This is a genomic window from Streptomyces sp. NPDC002784, assembly GCF_053592135.1.
The window spans coordinates 101,732-117,218 of record NZ_JBSFVD010000022.1 but is presented as its reverse complement, the minus strand read 5'-3'; the positions used below and the strand labels follow the sequence as shown (position 1 = coordinate 117,218).

General features: G+C 72.2%; 9 protein-coding genes. All 9 read right to left on the bottom strand.

Going from position 1 to position 15,487, the window contains the following annotated elements:
- Positions 1-70: 70 nt before the first annotated feature.
- The 9 genes from ACWD1Z_RS29845 to mreC all read right to left on the bottom strand — a co-directional run bounded on the left by ACWD1Z_RS29845 (position 71) and on the right by mreC (position 15,440).
- Positions 71-4,117: an Rne/Rng family ribonuclease gene (locus ACWD1Z_RS29845; protein ID WP_451122748.1), complete on the bottom strand. Its 4,047-nt coding sequence runs from the start codon at positions 4,115-4,117 to the stop codon at positions 71-73.
- Between the two features lie 262 nt (positions 4,118-4,379).
- A complete protein-coding gene (locus ACWD1Z_RS29840; protein WP_451122747.1) occupies positions 4,380-5,141 on the bottom strand; it encodes a TIGR03936 family radical SAM-associated protein in 762 nt (253 codons plus the stop codon).
- A 46-nt stretch (positions 5,142-5,187) separates the two neighbouring features.
- Positions 5,188-6,267, bottom strand: a complete 1,080-nt coding sequence (locus tag ACWD1Z_RS29835) for a hypothetical protein (protein WP_451122746.1) — start codon at positions 6,265-6,267, stop codon at positions 5,188-5,190.
- Positions 6,268-6,584: 317 nt separating this feature from the next.
- Positions 6,585-8,549 (bottom strand): TIGR03960 family B12-binding radical SAM protein, encoded by a 1,965-nt coding sequence (locus ACWD1Z_RS29830; protein ID WP_451122745.1) that lies wholly within the window; start codon positions 8,547-8,549, stop codon positions 6,585-6,587.
- Between the two features lie 88 nt (positions 8,550-8,637).
- Complete coding sequence (locus ACWD1Z_RS29825; RefSeq protein WP_451122744.1) at positions 8,638-10,143, bottom strand: CYTH and CHAD domain-containing protein; 1,506 nt, start codon at positions 10,141-10,143, stop codon at positions 8,638-8,640.
- An 81-nt stretch (positions 10,144-10,224) separates the two neighbouring features.
- Complete coding sequence (gene rodA / locus ACWD1Z_RS29820) at positions 10,225-11,424, bottom strand: rod shape-determining protein RodA (protein WP_451122743.1); 1,200 nt, start codon at positions 11,422-11,424, stop codon at positions 10,225-10,227.
- Entirely contained in the window at positions 11,421-13,676 is a 2,256-nt protein-coding gene (mrdA, locus tag ACWD1Z_RS29815) for a penicillin-binding protein 2 (protein WP_451122742.1), read from the bottom strand. Before mrdA ends, rodA begins: the two co-directional genes overlap by 4 nt.
- 122 nt (positions 13,677-13,798) lie before the next feature.
- Entirely contained in the window at positions 13,799-14,476 is a 678-nt protein-coding gene (gene mreD, locus ACWD1Z_RS29810; protein ID WP_451122741.1) for a rod shape-determining protein MreD, read from the bottom strand.
- 13 nt (positions 14,477-14,489) lie between these two features.
- Entirely contained in the window at positions 14,490-15,440 is a 951-nt protein-coding gene (gene mreC / locus ACWD1Z_RS29805; protein WP_451122740.1) for a rod shape-determining protein MreC, read from the bottom strand.
- Positions 15,441-15,487: the final 47 nt, after the last annotated feature.

Here is a 15,487-nt window from a genome sequence, read left to right as displayed (position 1 = left end):
TCCCGGTCACCCCGGGGCCCGCCCGGGGGGGGGGGGGGCGCGCCCCCCCCCCCCCCCCACCCCCGAGGGGTCAGTCCTCGTCGGTGGAGGCCGAGACGGAGGGCGGCGTCTGCTGCGCCGCCGCCGCGGTCTTCTTCGACGTCGCCTTCTTGGCGGCCGTGGCGGTCTTGGCCGCCTTCTTGGCCGTCGTCTTCTTGGCGGCCGTCTTCGTGGCCGCGGTCTTCTTGGTGGCGGCCTTCTTGGCCGTCGCCTTCTTCGCCGTCTTGCGCGCCGCGGTCTTCTTGGCCGGGGCGGGCTCCTCCTCAGCGGCCGGGGCCTGCTCGGCCGCCACGGTCTCCGTCGCCGCGGGGACGACCACGACGGCCGCCTCCTCGGACGCGGTGGGCGCGGTGGCCTTGCGGACGGCACGGCGGCGCGGACGGGCCGGGGCGGCGCTCTGGGCGGGCGCCTCGGCGACCGGCACCGGCTCGGGGGCCTCCTCCGCCTTCGGCTCGGGCGCCGTCTCGCTGACGGTCACCACGGCCGCCTCCGCCCCCGCGGGGGAACCGGCGGGCGCGGTCGCCTTGCGGGTCGCACGCCGACGCGTACGGCCCTTGGGAGCCGCCTCCTCGGCCGGGGCGGCCGGGGTCCCGACGACCGCGTCCTCCACGGCGGCGGGCGCGGCCTTCGCCTCGGCGGCCGACTCCGGCTGCACCGGACGCTCGACCTCCTCCTCGACGGTCACGTCCTGGGCGGTGGGCACCTCGGCCTCGAGCGCCTCCGGCTTCGGCGCACCGGCCGGGGCCGACGCGCGACGGCTCGCCCGGCGCCGGCTGCGGCCGCCGCGGGTGACCGCGGCCTCCGCCTCGGCGACGCTGCTGTACAGCTCCTCGTCCGCCGCGAAGGCGGGCTCCGGGAGCGCGACCGGCTCGGCGGCCTCGGCGGCCACCTCGGCGGCGCTCTCCGTCTCCGGCTCCATCGGCTCGACGGCCGCCGCGGCCTCGTGCTCGTGCACGTCGCCGCCCCGCCCGCGCTTCTTGCGCTTGCCGCCGCCACCGGCGGAGGTCGGCTGCTCCATGTGCACGATGACACCGCGGCCGTTGCAGTGGACGCAGGTCTCGGAGAACGACTCCAGCAGGCCCTGGCCGACCCGCTTGCGGGTCATCTGGACGAGCCCCAGCGAGGTCACCTCGGCGACCTGGTGCTTCGTACGGTCCCGGCCCAGGCACTCCAGCAGGCGCCGCAGCACCAGGTCCCGGTTGGACTCCAGCACCATGTCGATGAAGTCGATCACGATGATGCCGCCGAGGTCGCGCAGCCGGAGCTGACGCACGATCTCCTCGGCCGCCTCCAGGTTGTTCCTGGTGACCGTCTCCTCCAGGTTGCCGCCCTGGCCGGTGAACTTGCCGGTGTTGACGTCGACGACGACCATCGCCTCGGTCCGGTCGATCACCAGCGAACCGCCGCTGGGCAGCCAGACCTTGCGGTCCAGCGCCTTGGCGAGCTGCTCGTCGATCCGGTAGGTGGCGAAGACGTCGACCTCGGAGGTCCACCGCTGCAGCCGCTCGGCGAGGTCGGGCGCGACATGCGCGACGTAGCCGTGGATGGTCGACCACGCCTCGTCGCCGCTGACGACGACCTTGGAGAAGTCCTCGTTGAAGATGTCCCGGACGACCCGGACGGTCATGTCCGGCTCGCCGTAGAGCAGCGTCGGGGCGTTGCCGCTCTTGGCCTTCTTCTGGATGTCCTCCCACTGCGCCTGCAGTCGCTCCACGTCACGGCGCAGCTCGTCCTCGCTCGCGCCCTCGGCGGCGGTGCGCACGATCACGCCCGCGTCCTCGGGAACGATCTTCTTGAGGATGGTCTTCAGCCGCGCCCGCTCGGTGTCGGGCAGCTTGCGGCTGATGCCGGTCATGGAGCCCTCGGGGACGTACACGAGGTAGCGGCCCGGCAGGGAGACCTGGCTGGTCAGACGCGCGCCCTTGTGCCCGATCGGGTCCTTGGTGACCTGGACGAGGACGGACTGGCCGGACTTCAGCGCGGACTCGATGCGCCGCGGCCCGTTGGCCATGCCCAGCGCCTCGAAGTTGACCTCACCGGCGTACAGGACGGCGTTGCGCCCCTTGCCGATGTCGATGAAGGCGGCCTCCATCGAGGGGAGCACGTTCTGGACCTTGCCCAGGTAGACGTTGCCGACGTACGAGGTCGACTGCTCCTTGTTGACGTAGTGCTCCACGAGCACGTTGTCCTCGAGGACGCCGATCTGCGTACGGTCGCCGTGCTGGCGGACGACCATCACGCGCTCGACGGCCTCGCGGCGGGCCAGGAACTCGGCCTCGGTGATGATCGGGACGCGCCGGCGGCCCTGCTCCCGGCCTTCCCGGCGGCGCTGCTTCTTGGCCTCCAGACGGGTCGAGCCCTTGATGGACTGCACCTCGTCGGACGGCTCGGCCTTGGCCCGCGGCTCGCGCACCTTGACGACGGTGCGCTCCGGGTCGTCGGCGGACGGCTCGGCCTCGGGAGCGGAGTCTCCGGCCCTACGGCGACGGCGGCGCCGGCGACGGCTGCTGGAGCTCGAACCACCGGAGTCGTCACCGCCGTCCTCGGCGTCCTCTTCCTCCTGCTCGGTGGTGTCCTCGGCGTCCTGCGCGGCCTGCGCGGCGACGGCCTCGTCGGAGTCGGCGTCCGCGGCATCGCCGCCCTCGTCGGAGTCGGCGGACTCACCGCGGCGGCGGCGACGGCCGCCCCGGCGACGGCGACGGCGCGCCCCGGTCTCCTCGGCCTCGTCTTCCTCGACGGAGTCCTCGGCCTCGTCCGCCTCGTCCTCCTCGTCGACGGTCTCGTCGCCGAGGGCCTCGGCGCCGCGCCTCTCGGCGGCACGGGGCTCGGCGGTACGGGTCTCCGCCTCGTCGGCTGCCGCACCCCGGCGGCGACGACGGCGACGGGCGCCGGCCGGCTCCTCCGGGAGTTCCTCGGCCGCTTCGACCTCTTCGGGCTCGTCCGACGGCCCGGCGGCGGCCTCGGCGGCGGCGCGCTCAGGAGTCTGGAACATCGGCTCGGTGAAGACGGGCGGCTGGAAGACGGCGACGGCGGGCCGCGCCGGACGACGCGGGGCGTCGGCCTCCTCGGCCTCCTCCTCCGCGGCGGGCCGCGCGGGCTCGGAGAACCCGGTGGCGGCCTTGCGGGCGACCCGGCGACGGCGACGCGGGGCGGCGTCCTCGGCGGGCCGGTCGGTCTCGACGGCTTCGACGGTCCCGGCGGGGGTCACGGCCTCGGCCGCCCCGCTCTCGTCGGCGGTGGTCACGGGCGCCTCCACGTTCTCGGGCGCCCCGGTGGGCGCGGACACGCGACGCGTGGCACGCCGGCGGGTACGACGGGGGGCGACGTCCTCGGACGCGTCCGGGGTCTCTTCGGCCGCGGTCGCGGCGGCGGGGGTCTCCGCGACCGGGGCCTCCTCGACCGGGGCCTCCTCGACCGGGGCCTCTTCGGCCGGAGTCTCGGCGATCGGCTCGCTCACCTCGGCGGGCGCGGCCACCTTGCGGGTCGCACGGCGACGCGTACGGGGCTTCGGCTCGGCGTCCTCGGCCGCCGGCGCCTCGACGGCCCGCTCGACCGGCGCGGCCTCCACGGGGGCGACGACCTCCGCGGCCTCGGGCGCCCCGGCGGGCGCCGACACCTTGCGGGTGGCACGGCGGCGGGCGCGGCGCGGGGCGGCGTCCTCGACGGCACCGGCGGACGAGGCGGCCTCCACGCTCTCGGTGGCGGGCGCCTGCTCCTCCGCGGAGTTCGTCGCGGGCACGATGGTCTCGGCCGCCTCGGCGGACGCGGCTGCCCCGGCGGGCGCGGACGCCCGGCGCACCACACGGCGACGCGTACGGCCGACGGGGGCCTCCTCGACGACGGCGGCCGGGGCCTCGGCCTCGGCGGTCTCCGGAGTCACCGCGACCACGGTCTCCTCGGCCTCGGTTTTCTCGTCGGCCGGTATGGCCGGCGCGACCTCGGTCGCGGATCCGGCGGACGCCTTGCCGACGGGCGGACCCGCCGGCCGTGACGCGGCCCGGCGCCGACGACGCGGCGGCAGGGTGTCGCTGGGGGTATTCGGTTCGGAACCCTCTGTGGGTTCGATCGGCTCGAGCATGCGGGCGTTTCTCCCGTCAGGCTCCCGGGCGCCGCGCCTGGTCCGGCGATGTGCCGGTGACGTCCGCGGCTCGCGTCGTGCGCGACTGCCGCCGTCCGGGGCGCGGGCGCCGCACGGGAGCTCTCTGTGTCCTGTCTCGCCGGTTCCGTACGCCGAATGCGCACGGCCTGGCGAAAGTCTTGTGGTCGGTGCGCTGCCCGACCCAGGTGGCTCCCGAGTACGAGGGCGGCGCTTCGACGTCCGTCCCTTCGCGGGACCTTCCTTACGCCGACGCCTTCGCGGTGGCAGCGGATTCGGCCGTTAGGGCCGCCGCCGCCTCGCGGTCGGGCGCGAGCGGGTCGGTCACCGTGCCGCTCTCTGCATCGAACAGCCCCTGCGCCAGCCTGGTCACCGCTGCGGGGACCGGCGGCGCCAGGTCGGCCACGGCGCGGAGACCGGACAGGACGTCGTCGGGTCGTACGGCAGGCGTCACGTGCCGAACAACCAGCCGCAGTATCGCACAGGGCCGGTCGGTCGGCCTATCAGCCGTCGAACTGCGCGTCTCAAGATCCACGACCGCGGGGCGGGCGTCGAAGGTCCGGACGCCGTTCTTGGTCATGCGCTGGACCTCGACGGACTCGGCGGCCTTGAAGGCGGCCACGGCCTGTTCGGCCTGGGCCGGCTCCACGCCGTCCAGCCGCAGCTCCCACACGGAAGCGGTCAGCCGGTCGGCGAGCCCGGAGGTCCGGGCCTCGACCGCGTCGATGACGTCGAGCCCGGCGGGCAGCGATTCATCGAGCGTCCGCCGGAGCTGCTCCGGGTCCCGCGCCGCGGTGAGCGCGATCTCCAGGTACTCCGCCTCACTGCCCGTGCCGGTGGGTGCGGCATTGGCGTACGACACCTTCGGATGCGGCGTGAACCCCGCCGAGTACGCCATCGGTACGTCGGCACGGCGCAGCGCACGCTCGAAGGCGCGCTGGAAGTCTCGGTGGCTGGTGAACCTCAGGCGGCCGCGCTTGGTGTAGCGCAGTCGGATGCGCTGCACCGCAGGTGCGGGCGGCGGGCCTTCGGGCTGTCGCTTGCCCAGTGTCCTAGTCCTTCGTGAGAGCGGTCGTACTGCTACCAAGAGTACGTGCCTCGGCGCCGAGAGGTTCCCGCCGGGCCACCGCGGCCCGCTCACGGGGCTCCCCGAACACCATCCGCCGGATGTCGGCACGGGCCTGACGCGCGGACTCCCGCGCCGCGGCGAGAGCCTGCCGGCAGGCGCGCCCCACGCCGCGCGCGGCGTCGGCGCAGGGCCGCAGCACGGCGTCCCGCACGACGTGCCCGACGGGCGTGAGGACCGTCCGGTAGACCCATCGCACCGGTTCCACGAAGATCCACCGGAAGAGGGTCCCGAGGAACCGTCCGACGGCCAGCGAGATCCGCCCGGCCACCCGCCAGGCATGCGCGAGCGCGTCCCAGGTCTCCCGCCCGAGCACGGCGAGCACCCGCCCCACGGGCACCAGCACCCAGCGCCACACGGCCAGCGCGGGCAGCACGAACAGCACCCGGGTGACCCAGTACAGCGCGAGCCCGATCCCCCGCACGACCCACAGGAAGGCGTGCCCGAGCGGCGTGAGCACCCACGCGTAGAACCGGAGGGCGGGCACGACGAGCAGGTACCGCACCAGCCAGGCGACCGCGGTGTACAAGCCGATGCCGAGGGCGGCGAGCCCGGCGCCGATCCCCCGCAGCACCCACATGCAGCCCTGCCCGATCGGCGTGAGCACGCGCGCGTAGACCCATGCGAGCCCGGCCCAGATCCACCGCCCGGCCCAGGCGAGCGCATGCCCGACCGGGGTCAGCACCCAGCGGTACGTCCAGACGAGCGGTACGACGACCAGCACCTTCCCGAGCCAGGCCAGCCCGCGCCCGAGCGGCACCAGCGCGTACCGCCACAGCGCCACGAAGGGCCACACGAACAGCGCCCGCCCGACCCACAGCAGCGCCCGTCCCGCGGGCCGGAACACGGTGTCGGTCAGGAACCGCCAGGCGACGACCAGCGCGTCCCACACCATGCGCACGGGCACGACCAGCACCAGCACGACGATCCGCACCGGGAGGCGGATCGCCGCGACGAGGCAGCCTTCCGGCTGCCGGGGCTCGGGCAGTGACTTCTGCGGTTCCATACCGGCCAAGACGCCACGGCCCGCGACGCGGATGCGTCCCGCGGGTTGCGATGCCGTCACAACACCGGTGCGCTCTCGCACTGAGATCCGGCACTCCCCGGACCGTTTCGCACCAAGGAGCATGTCTATGAGACGCCGTCACATCGCGTCGCCACTGGGGCCGTTGGCCCGGCCGAGATTCCAGCAGACCGGGGTACTGGCTTCCCTCACGCTGCTGGTCACCGCCGAAGTGCCGCGGCGCGACGGGCACCACCGGTGCCCCGGGCACGGCCGTGTGTGCCGACATCGACGCCCACCAGCCGGGCCCCAGCAGACCCTCAGTGCGTGTGCCCGCCAGGTGTCGGTGCCGAGTTCGTCACCGTCAGCGGCAGCAGCTTCTTGCCTGTGGGGCCGATCTGGATGTGGGTGTCGAGCTGCGGGCACACCCCGCAGTCGAAGCACGGCGTCCAGCGGCAGTCCTCGACCTCCGTCTCGTCGAGGGCGTCCTGCCAGTCCTCCCAGAGCCAGTCCTTGTCGAGGCCCGAGTCCAGGTGGTCCCAGGGGAGGACTTCCTCGTAGGTGCGCTCGCGGGTGGTGTACCAGTCGACGTCCACGCCGAAGGGGGCCAGCGCCTTGTCGGCGCACCGCATCCAGCGGTCGTAGGAGAAGTGCTCGCGCCAGCCGTCGAAGCGGCCGCCGTCGTCGTAGACGGCGCGGATGACCGCGCCGATCCTGCGGTCACCGCGCGAGAGCAGGCCCTCGACGATGCCGGGCTTGCCGTCGTGGTACCGGAAGCCGATGGAGCGGCCGTACTTCTTGTCGCCGCGGATCTTGTCCCGGAGCTTCTCCAGGCGCGCGTCCGTCTCCTCGGCGGAGAGCTGCGGCGCCCACTGGAAGGGGGTGTGGGGCTTCGGGACGAAGCCGCCGATCGAGACCGTGCAGCGGATGTCGTTCGCCCCCGACACCTCGCGGCCCTTGGCGATCACCTTCGTCGCCATGTCCGCGATCTGCAGGACGTCGTCGTCGGTCTCCGTGGGCAGGCCGCACATGAAGTACAGCTTCACCTGGCGCCAGCCGTTGCCGTACGCCGTCGCGACCGTCCTGATCAGGTCGTCCTCGGAGACCATCTTGTTGATGACCTTGCGGATGCGCTCCGAGCCGCCCTCGGGGGCGAAGGTCAGGCCGGAGCGGCGGCCGTTGCGCGTCAGCTCGTTCGCCAGGTCGATGTTGAAGGCGTCCACGCGGGTGGACGGGAGGGACAGGCCGATCTTGTCCGCCTCGTACCGGTCCGCCAGGCCCTTCGCCACGTCGCCGATCTCGGAGTGGTCCGCGGACGACAGGGACAGCAGGCCGACCTCCTCGAACCCGGTCGCCTTCAGGCCCTTCTCGACCATCTCGCCGATGCCGGTGATCGAGCGCTCGCGCACCGGGCGGGTGATCATGCCCGCCTGGCAGAAGCGGCAGCCCCGGGTGCAGCCCCGGAAGATCTCGACCGACATGCGCTCGTGGACCGTTTCCGCCAGCGGCACCAGCGGCTGCTTGGGGTAGGGCCACTCGTCCAGGTCCATCACCGTGTGCTTGGACACCCGCCACGGGACACCCGACTTGTTGGGTACGACACGGGCGATCCGGCCGTCGGGCAGGTACTCCACGTCGTAGAAGGCCGGGATGTACACCCCGCCCGTCTTCGCCAGCCGGAAGAGGACCTCCTCGCGGCCGCCGGGGCGGCCCTCGGCCTTCCACTCGCGGATGATCCGCGTCATGTCGAGCACGGCCTGCTCGCCGTCGCCGATGATCGCGGCGTCGATGAAGTCGGCGATCGGCTCGGGGTTGAAGGCCGCGTGGCCGCCGGCCAGCACGATCGGGTCGTCGACCGTGCGGTCCCTGGACTCCAGCGGGATGCCCGCGAGGTCGAGGGCGGTGAGCATGTTGGTGTAGCCGAGTTCGGTGGAGAAGCTCAGGCCCAGCACGTCGAAGTCGCGCACCGGGCGGTGGCTGTCCACCGTGAACTGCGGGACGCCGTGCTCCCGCATCAGGGCCTCCAGGTCCGGCCACACGCTGTAGGTGCGCTCGGCGAGGACGCCCTGCTGTTCGTTCAGGACCTCGTAGAGGATCATGACGCCCTGGTTGGGCAGTCCGACCTCGTAGGCGTCGGGGTACATGAGCGCCCAGCGGACGTCGCAGCTCTCCCACGGCTTGACCGTGGAGTTGAGCTCTCCGCCCACGTACTGGATCGGCTTCTGCACATGCGGGAGGAGGGCTTCGAGCTGCGGGAACACCGACGCAGCGACTTCGGCAGGCATGTCGCGTACCTTCGTGAGCTGGACTGAACGGACAGGGGTGACCATCTAGCCTAACGCGGCCGTGGACACCCCCCGTCCGTCCGAAGGCTCACAGGGCGTCCGCAGCGTCCTTGTTCCCGGCCCAGAACCCGGGCAGCTCGGCCTCCACGGCCGCCGCCCGCTGCTCCTCGCGCCCGTACAGCAGCCCGTAGGTGAAGGCGCTCTCTCCCCCCGCGTGCGCGACGGCGGACAGCTCGCGCAGAGTCTGGCGGGCCATGACGCTGTCCTGGTGCTCGCCGAGCAGGTTCTGCAGCGCCTTCATGGTCTTGACCAGGGACTTCGCGGAGGCGCCCAGGACGGGCTTGGCGGCCTCCGCCGCGTAACGGGTGCGCTTGGTCTTCTTGCGGGCGTCGTGGATGGTGGTGTCCCGGTCGGTGCCGGGGTCGAGCTCCAGGGCCTGCTCGACGAGTGCGGACACCTTGCCGAAGTCCTTCCGCACCGCCTTGCCGAGCACCTTGCCGGGCTTCTTCCCGGCCGCCTCCAGCAGCGGCGGATCGGTGAGCACGCCGTCCAGGGCGTCGAGCAGGGCCAGGTAGCGGCGGGAGTCGAGGATCCCGATCAGCCGGCTGCTCGCCCCGCCCGGCCGCTCCCCCGCCCAGCGGTTCAGCCGCTCGGCGACCGGGCCGGAGACCAGCGCGGACGGCACCTCGTCGAGGGCGGCCGACAGGCGTTCGTTGAGCACCTCCCGGTCCCGGTCCACGCCCAGCTCGCCGGCCAGCCACTTCAGCTCGTCGGCGATCGGGTCGGTGACGTCCCGGTCCAGGATCTCGCGGAAGGACTTGAAGCTGCTGCGCATCCGGCGGGTGGCGACGCGCATGCTGTGCACGGAGTCCTCGACGTCCCGGCGCACGGCGGGGTCGAGCGCGACGATCGCGTCCCGCTGGGTGCGCAGATAGGCGAGGACGTGATCGCCCGCGGTGGCGGGTGCCTCGGGGGTCTTCTCCTTGCGCCGCTTCTTCTTCGGGGCGGTCTCCGCCAGGGCCCGGGCCAGCTTCGAGGCCGCTGCCGAGGGGCGTACCCCGGCCTTGCGCAGCCGCTTGTCGAGCGTGTCGAGGAGGGCGGGGTCGCCGCCGTCGGCGAGTTCGACCTCGATCTCGGTCCACTGGGCGCTCGCTCCCGTCCCGAGGCGTTCGGCGCGTACGGCGTCCACGCTCACCTCGGCGAGCAGCCGGCCGTCGGCGTCGACGAGGTGGCGGAGGTCGCGGTCGGAGCGGAGCCGGACCAGGGGGAGCAGTTCGGTGTCACGGACCCGGGAGCGGACCAGGCCGGTGAGGCTGCCGGGGATGGTGCCGGACAGCGGCGCCTGGATCTCGTCGCGGACGCCGGGAGCTACGGGGAGCTTCAGATGCCAGCCCGCGTCGGTTCCTCCGGTGCGGCGGCGCAGCGTGATGGAGGACGCGGCGAGGCGTTCGTCCTCGGTGTCGTAGTAGGTGGCGTCCAGGTGGGCGACGCCTCTGTCGATGACGGTCGCCACACCGGCGACGCCGGTCAGGTCGGGCAGACCGCTCTCGTCGGACTCGTACTTTCGCTCGATCTCACGCTTGGTGTCCGCCATGACCCGAATCTAATCGGAGTCATGGCGGTACAACAGGGCCACCGGTGTCCAACCCCAGGAAAAACGGGGGGTGACCAGCGGCTATGCGGACATCGGCCGTTGCACCCGGATCGACTGCAGCAGCCCCACCGCCACCCACACCGCGAACATCGACGATCCGCCGTACGACACGAAGGGCAGCGGCAGGCCGGTGACCGGCATGATGCCGAGGGTCATGCCGATGTTCTCGAAGGACTGGAAGGCGAACCAGGCCACGATCCCGGCCGCGACGATGGTGCCGTAGAGCTCGGTCGTCTCGCGGGCGATGCGGCAGGCCCGCCAGAGCAGGATGCCGAGCAGGACGATGATGAGCCCGCCGCCGACGAAGCCCAGCTCCTCCCCCGCCACCGTGAACACGAAGTCGGTCTGCTGCTCGGGCACGAACTGGCCGGTGGTCTGCGAGCCGTTGAAGAGGCCCGACCCGGTCAGTCCGCCGGAACCGATCGCGATCCGGGCCTGGTTGGTGTTGTAGCCGACGCCCGCCGGGTCGAGGCTGGGGTTGGCGAAGGCGGCGAAGCGGGCGATCTGGTAGTCGTCCAGGATGTGCAGCTGCCACACCGCGATGCCGCCGATCGCGCCGGCCGACAGCAGTCCGAACACCCAGCGGTTCGAGGCGCCGGAGGCCAGCAGCACGCCCAGCACGATGACCACCATCACCATGACCGAGCCGAGGTCGGGCATCAGCATCACGATCAGCATCGGCACGGCGGCGAGCCCCAGCGCCTGGAGCACCGTGCGATGGTCGGGATAGGGCTTGTCGCCCGCGTCGACTCTGGCGGCGAGCAGCATCGCCATGCCGAGGATGATGGTGACCTTCACGAACTCCGAGGGCTGCAGCGAGAAGCCGGCGCCGAGCGCGATCCAGGAGTGCGCGCCGTTGACCGTGGTGCCGAGCGGGGTGAGCACCAGCAGGATCAGGAACAGCGAGGCGCCGTACAGGATCGGTACCGCGGTGCGCAGGGTGCGGTGGCCGAGCCAGACCGTGCCGATCATCAGCGCGAGGCCGATGCCGGTGTTCAGGATGTGCCGGACCAGGAAGAAGTACGGGTCGCCCTGGTTGATCTCGGTGCGGTTGCGGGTCGCGGAGTAGACCAGGACCGAGCCGATCAGCGACAGCGTGAGCGCCGCGAACAGTATCGGCCAGTCCAGTCGGCGGGCGAGCGAGTCCCGGGCGAACAGCCGGGTCCAGCCCGCCCGCTCGGGGCCGTACCCGGATACCTGGAAGCTGTTGGCGCCGGTCACGTCAGCCTCCTCGGGCCGCGTCGGCGCTGCCGCCGGCGACGCGTCTCACGGTTCTCCGTCGTCGGTGCCCCCACGGTCGCCGCCTGTCCGTCCTCGCCGGGGACGCCTCCCTCGGGGACGCCCTCCTGGCTGGCCCGCTGGTCCTTCGCCGGGTCCTTGGCGACCTTCGGGGAGAGGATCGACCCGTCGGTCTGGATCTTGGGCAGGTTCTTCTGCGGGGTCGGCAGCAGCGCGTTCTTCTTGTTGATGGCGCCGTCGTCGGAGACGCCGTACAGCGCGTCGTAGACGTTGCGGACGGCGGGGCCGGAGGCGCCGGAGCCCGTACCGCCCTGGGAGATCGTCATGACGATGGCGTAGTCCTTGGTGTACGTGGCGAACCAGGACGTCGTCTGCTTGCCGTAGACCTCGGCGGTACCGGTCTTGGCGTGCATCGGGATCTCGTCCTGCGGCCAGCCCTCGAACCGCCAGGCGGCGGTGCCGCGGGTGGCGACGCCGGCCAGGGCCTCGTCCATCTGGGCCAGCGTCTGCTTGCTGACCGGCAGCTTGCCGTGCGCCTTGGGCTCGATCTCGGAGACCTGCTTGCCGTCGGCGCTGACGATGGCCTTGCCGACCGTCGGGTCGTAGAGGGTGCCGCCGTTGGCGATGGCCGCGTAGATGGTGGCCATCTGGATCGGGGTCACCAGGGTGTCGCCCTGGCCGATGGAGTAGTTGATCTCGTCACCGGCGCGCATCTTGTTGCCTTCGAGGCAGTTCTCGTAGGCGATCTTCTCTACGTAGTCGCCGTCCTTCTTGCCGGTCTTGCACCAGGCGTCCTTGTTGGCCTTCCAGTACGACTGCTTCCACTCGCGGTCGGGGACCCGGCCGGTGACCTCGTTGGGCAGGTCGATGCCGGTCTCCGCGCCGAGGCCGAACTGGTGGGCGGCCTTGTAGAAGTAGTCCTTCGGCTTGCCCTTGGGGTTGATGCCGCCGTCCTTCTTCCACTCGTTGTGCGCGAGCTGGTAGTAGACGGTGTCGCAGGAGACCTCCAGGGCGCGGCCGAGGTCGATCGGGCCGTGGTTCTGGGACTCGAAGTTCTTGAAGACCTGTCCGCCGACGGAGTACGAGCTGGAGCAGTTGTAGCGGCCGTCGAAGTCGTAGCCCGCCTGGACCGCGGCGGCGGTGGAGACCACCTTGAAGATGGAGCCGGGTGCCGCCTGACCCTGTATGGCGCGGTTCAGCAGCGGGTAGTTGGACGCCTTGCCGGTGAGCTGCTTGTAGTCCTTGGCGGAGATGCCGCCCACCCAGGCGTTCGGGTCGTAGGTGGGGTTGGAGGCCATGGCGACGACCCGGCCGGTCTTGGCCTCCATCACCACGATCGCGCCCGCGTCGGCCTTGTAGCGCTCCTGGGTGTTGCGGTCCCACTCCTTGCGGGCCGCCTTCATCGCCTCGTTCAGCTCGTACTCGGCGACCCGCTGGACGCGGGCGTCGATGCTGGTGACGAGGTTGGATCCGGGCTGGGCGGGGTCGGCCTCGGCCTCGCCGATGACCCGGCCGAGCTTGTCGACCTCGTAGCGGGTGACGCCGGCCTTGCCCCGCAGCTGCTTGTCGTACTGGCGCTCGACGCCGGAGCGGCCGACCTGGTCGGAGCGGAGGTAGGGCGAGTCGGTGTTCTGCGCCTTGGTGATCTCCTCGTCGGTGACCGGGGAGAGATAGCCGAGGACCTGGGCGGTGTTGGAGCCGCCGGGGCCGGGGTAGCGGCGGACGGCCTGCGGTTCGGCGGTGATGCCGGGGAAGTCCTCGGCGCGCTCGCGGATCTGGAGGGCCTGCCGGGGGGTCGCCTCGGCGGTGACAGGGATCGGCTGGTACGGCGAGCCGTTCCAGCAGGGCTGGGGGGTCTCGGCGTCGCACAGCCGGACCTTCTCCCGCACCTCCTTGGGCGTCATCCCAAGGACACCGGCGAGCTTGGTGAGGACGCCCTTGCCGTCGTCCTTCATCTTCAGCAGTTCGGTGCGGGAGGCGGAGACGACCAGCCGGGTCTCGTTGTCGGCCAGCGGTACGCCGCGGGCGTCCAGGATCGAGCCGCGCACGGCCGGGTCGACAACCTGCTGGACGTGGTTGCCGGAGGCCTCCTCGGCGTACTCGTCGCCCTCCCGGATCTGGAGGTACCACAGCCGCCCGCCGAGGGTGCCGAGGAGGGACAGGACAAGGATCTGGATCACGATGAGCCGGATCTGGACCCTTGGGGTCCGCCCGGTCTCGGGGATGTTGGTCACTGCGGCTGCCGCCCCCTCTCAGTGCGCCGGAGTGTGTGCGCGTACGAATGATGAACGGCCGGCCGGTGAGGCCGCGTTCCGCCTCGGCGAACCCGTTCGGGTGAACTCGAACCCGCGTGCCCTCACAGTCGCTTGACCCCCTTGATGCGGCCGGCGCGGGCGGTGCGCGCCCGCGCCGCCTTCACCTTCAGACCGCCGAGGCCGCCGCGCTGGCCGCCGATGCGCAGCCCGGTGCCGCCGGAGAGCCAGCCGGTGGAGATGTCGGCCTTCGCCGCGGAGTTGGTCTCGGCGAGCGGATCGTTGTCCGCGCGCCGGGCCAGGGCCATGAGCCCGGGGACGACGAACGGGGCGAGCAGCAGGTCGTAGAGCAGCGCCGTGAACAGCAGGCTGCCGAGGCCCACATGGCGGGCGGCGGTGTCGCCGACGAGGGCGCCGACGCCGGCGTAGAGCAGCGTGGAGCCGACCGCCGCGGCGGCGACCACGACCATGGGTCCGGTCGCCGACTTCAGCCGGCCGTTGTCCGGCTTGATGAGTCCGGCGAGGTAGCCGATGACGCACAGCACCAGGGCGTAGCGGCCGGCCGCGTGGTCGGCGGGCGGGGCGAGGTCGGCGAGGAGTCCCGCGCCGAAGCCGACGAGGGCGCCGCCGACATGGCCGTAGACCATGGCGAGGGCCAGGACCGTCAGCAGGAGCAGGTCGGGGACGGCGCCGGGGAGGTGGAGCCGGGCGAGGACGCTGACCTGGAGCACCAGGGCGACGACGACCAGCGAGGAGGAGAGCAGGATCCGGTTGACGCGCATGGGGCTTCAGCTCCTACTGCTCTTCTTGCGGGTACTGGCCGTCGACCGGTGCCTGGGCGGACGGGGTGACCGTCACCGTCACCGTCGGTCTGGGGGTCGGCTTGGGCTTGTCGGGGAGCACCGTGTCGCGCGGGTCCTTCTTCGGGGCCTCGACGACGACGCCGACGATGTCGAGCTTGGTGAAGCTGACGAACGGCGTGACGTAGAGGGTGCGGGTCAGGTCGCCGCCGGAGGGGTCGACGCGGTTGACCACGCCGACCGGGACACCCGGCACGAAGGGCCGGTCGGCCTGCGAGCCGAAGGTGACCAGGCGGTCGCCCTTCTTGATCTGCGCCTTGCCGTTGAGGAGTTCGACGCGCAGCGGGCGGTCGCCCTGTCCCGAGGCGAAGCCGAGCTCGTCGTTGCCCTCCATCCGGGTGCCGACGGTGAAGTCGGGGTCGCTGGCGAGCAGCACGGTGGCGGTGTCGGGGCCGACGGTGGTGACGCGGCCGACCAGGCCGTCGCCGTTGAGGACCGTCATGTCGCGCGTGAGGCCGTCGTTGGCGCCGGCGTCGATGGTGATGGTCCAGGAGAAGCCCTGGGCCGCTCCTATCGCGATGACCTCGGCGCCCTTGATGCCGTACTGGCCCTGGCCCGCGATCTTCATGATCTTGTCGAGCTGCGCGAGTCTGCTGCGGTTGCGGTCGTCGCTGCCGAGCTTCGCCTTGAGAGCGGCGTTCTCCTGCTCCAGCTCGGCGATGCGGTCGTGCCGCTCGCCCGAGTCGCGGATCGCGGAGACCGCGTTGCCGACGGGGTCGACCGCGCTGGAGACGCCGTTCTGGATCGGCCCGAAGACGGTGGCCGCGGCCTGCCGGGCACCGTCGACCGGGGAGTCCTCCCCGCCGCGGATGTCCACCGTGATCAGCGCGAACGCGACGGCGATCAGCAGCACCAGGAGCAGCCGGCTCTCTCGTGTGTCCCTCACGTGCGGCGGCCGTGCCCTTCCTCATAGGAATTCGGGAAGCCCCAGGG

What these genes read in the sequence shown, in the direction of transcription:
- ACWD1Z_RS29845 (WP_451122748.1), bottom strand. Translation starts at nt 4,117, where the DNA reads ATGCTCGAGCCGATCGAACCCACAGAGGGTTCCGAACCGAATACCCCC.
- ACWD1Z_RS29835 (WP_451122746.1), bottom strand. Translation starts at nt 6,267, where the DNA reads ATGGAACCGCAGAAGTCACTGCCCGAGCCCCGGCAGCCGGAAGGCTGC.
- ACWD1Z_RS29830 (WP_451122745.1), bottom strand. Translation starts at nt 8,549, where the DNA reads ATGCCTGCCGAAGTCGCTGCGTCGGTGTTCCCGCAGCTCGAAGCCCTC.
- ACWD1Z_RS29825 (WP_451122744.1), bottom strand. Translation starts at nt 10,143, where the DNA reads ATGGCGGACACCAAGCGTGAGATCGAGCGAAAGTACGAGTCCGACGAG.
- mreD (WP_451122741.1), bottom strand. Translation starts at nt 14,476, where the DNA reads ATGCGCGTCAACCGGATCCTGCTCTCCTCCTCGCTGGTCGTCGTCGCC.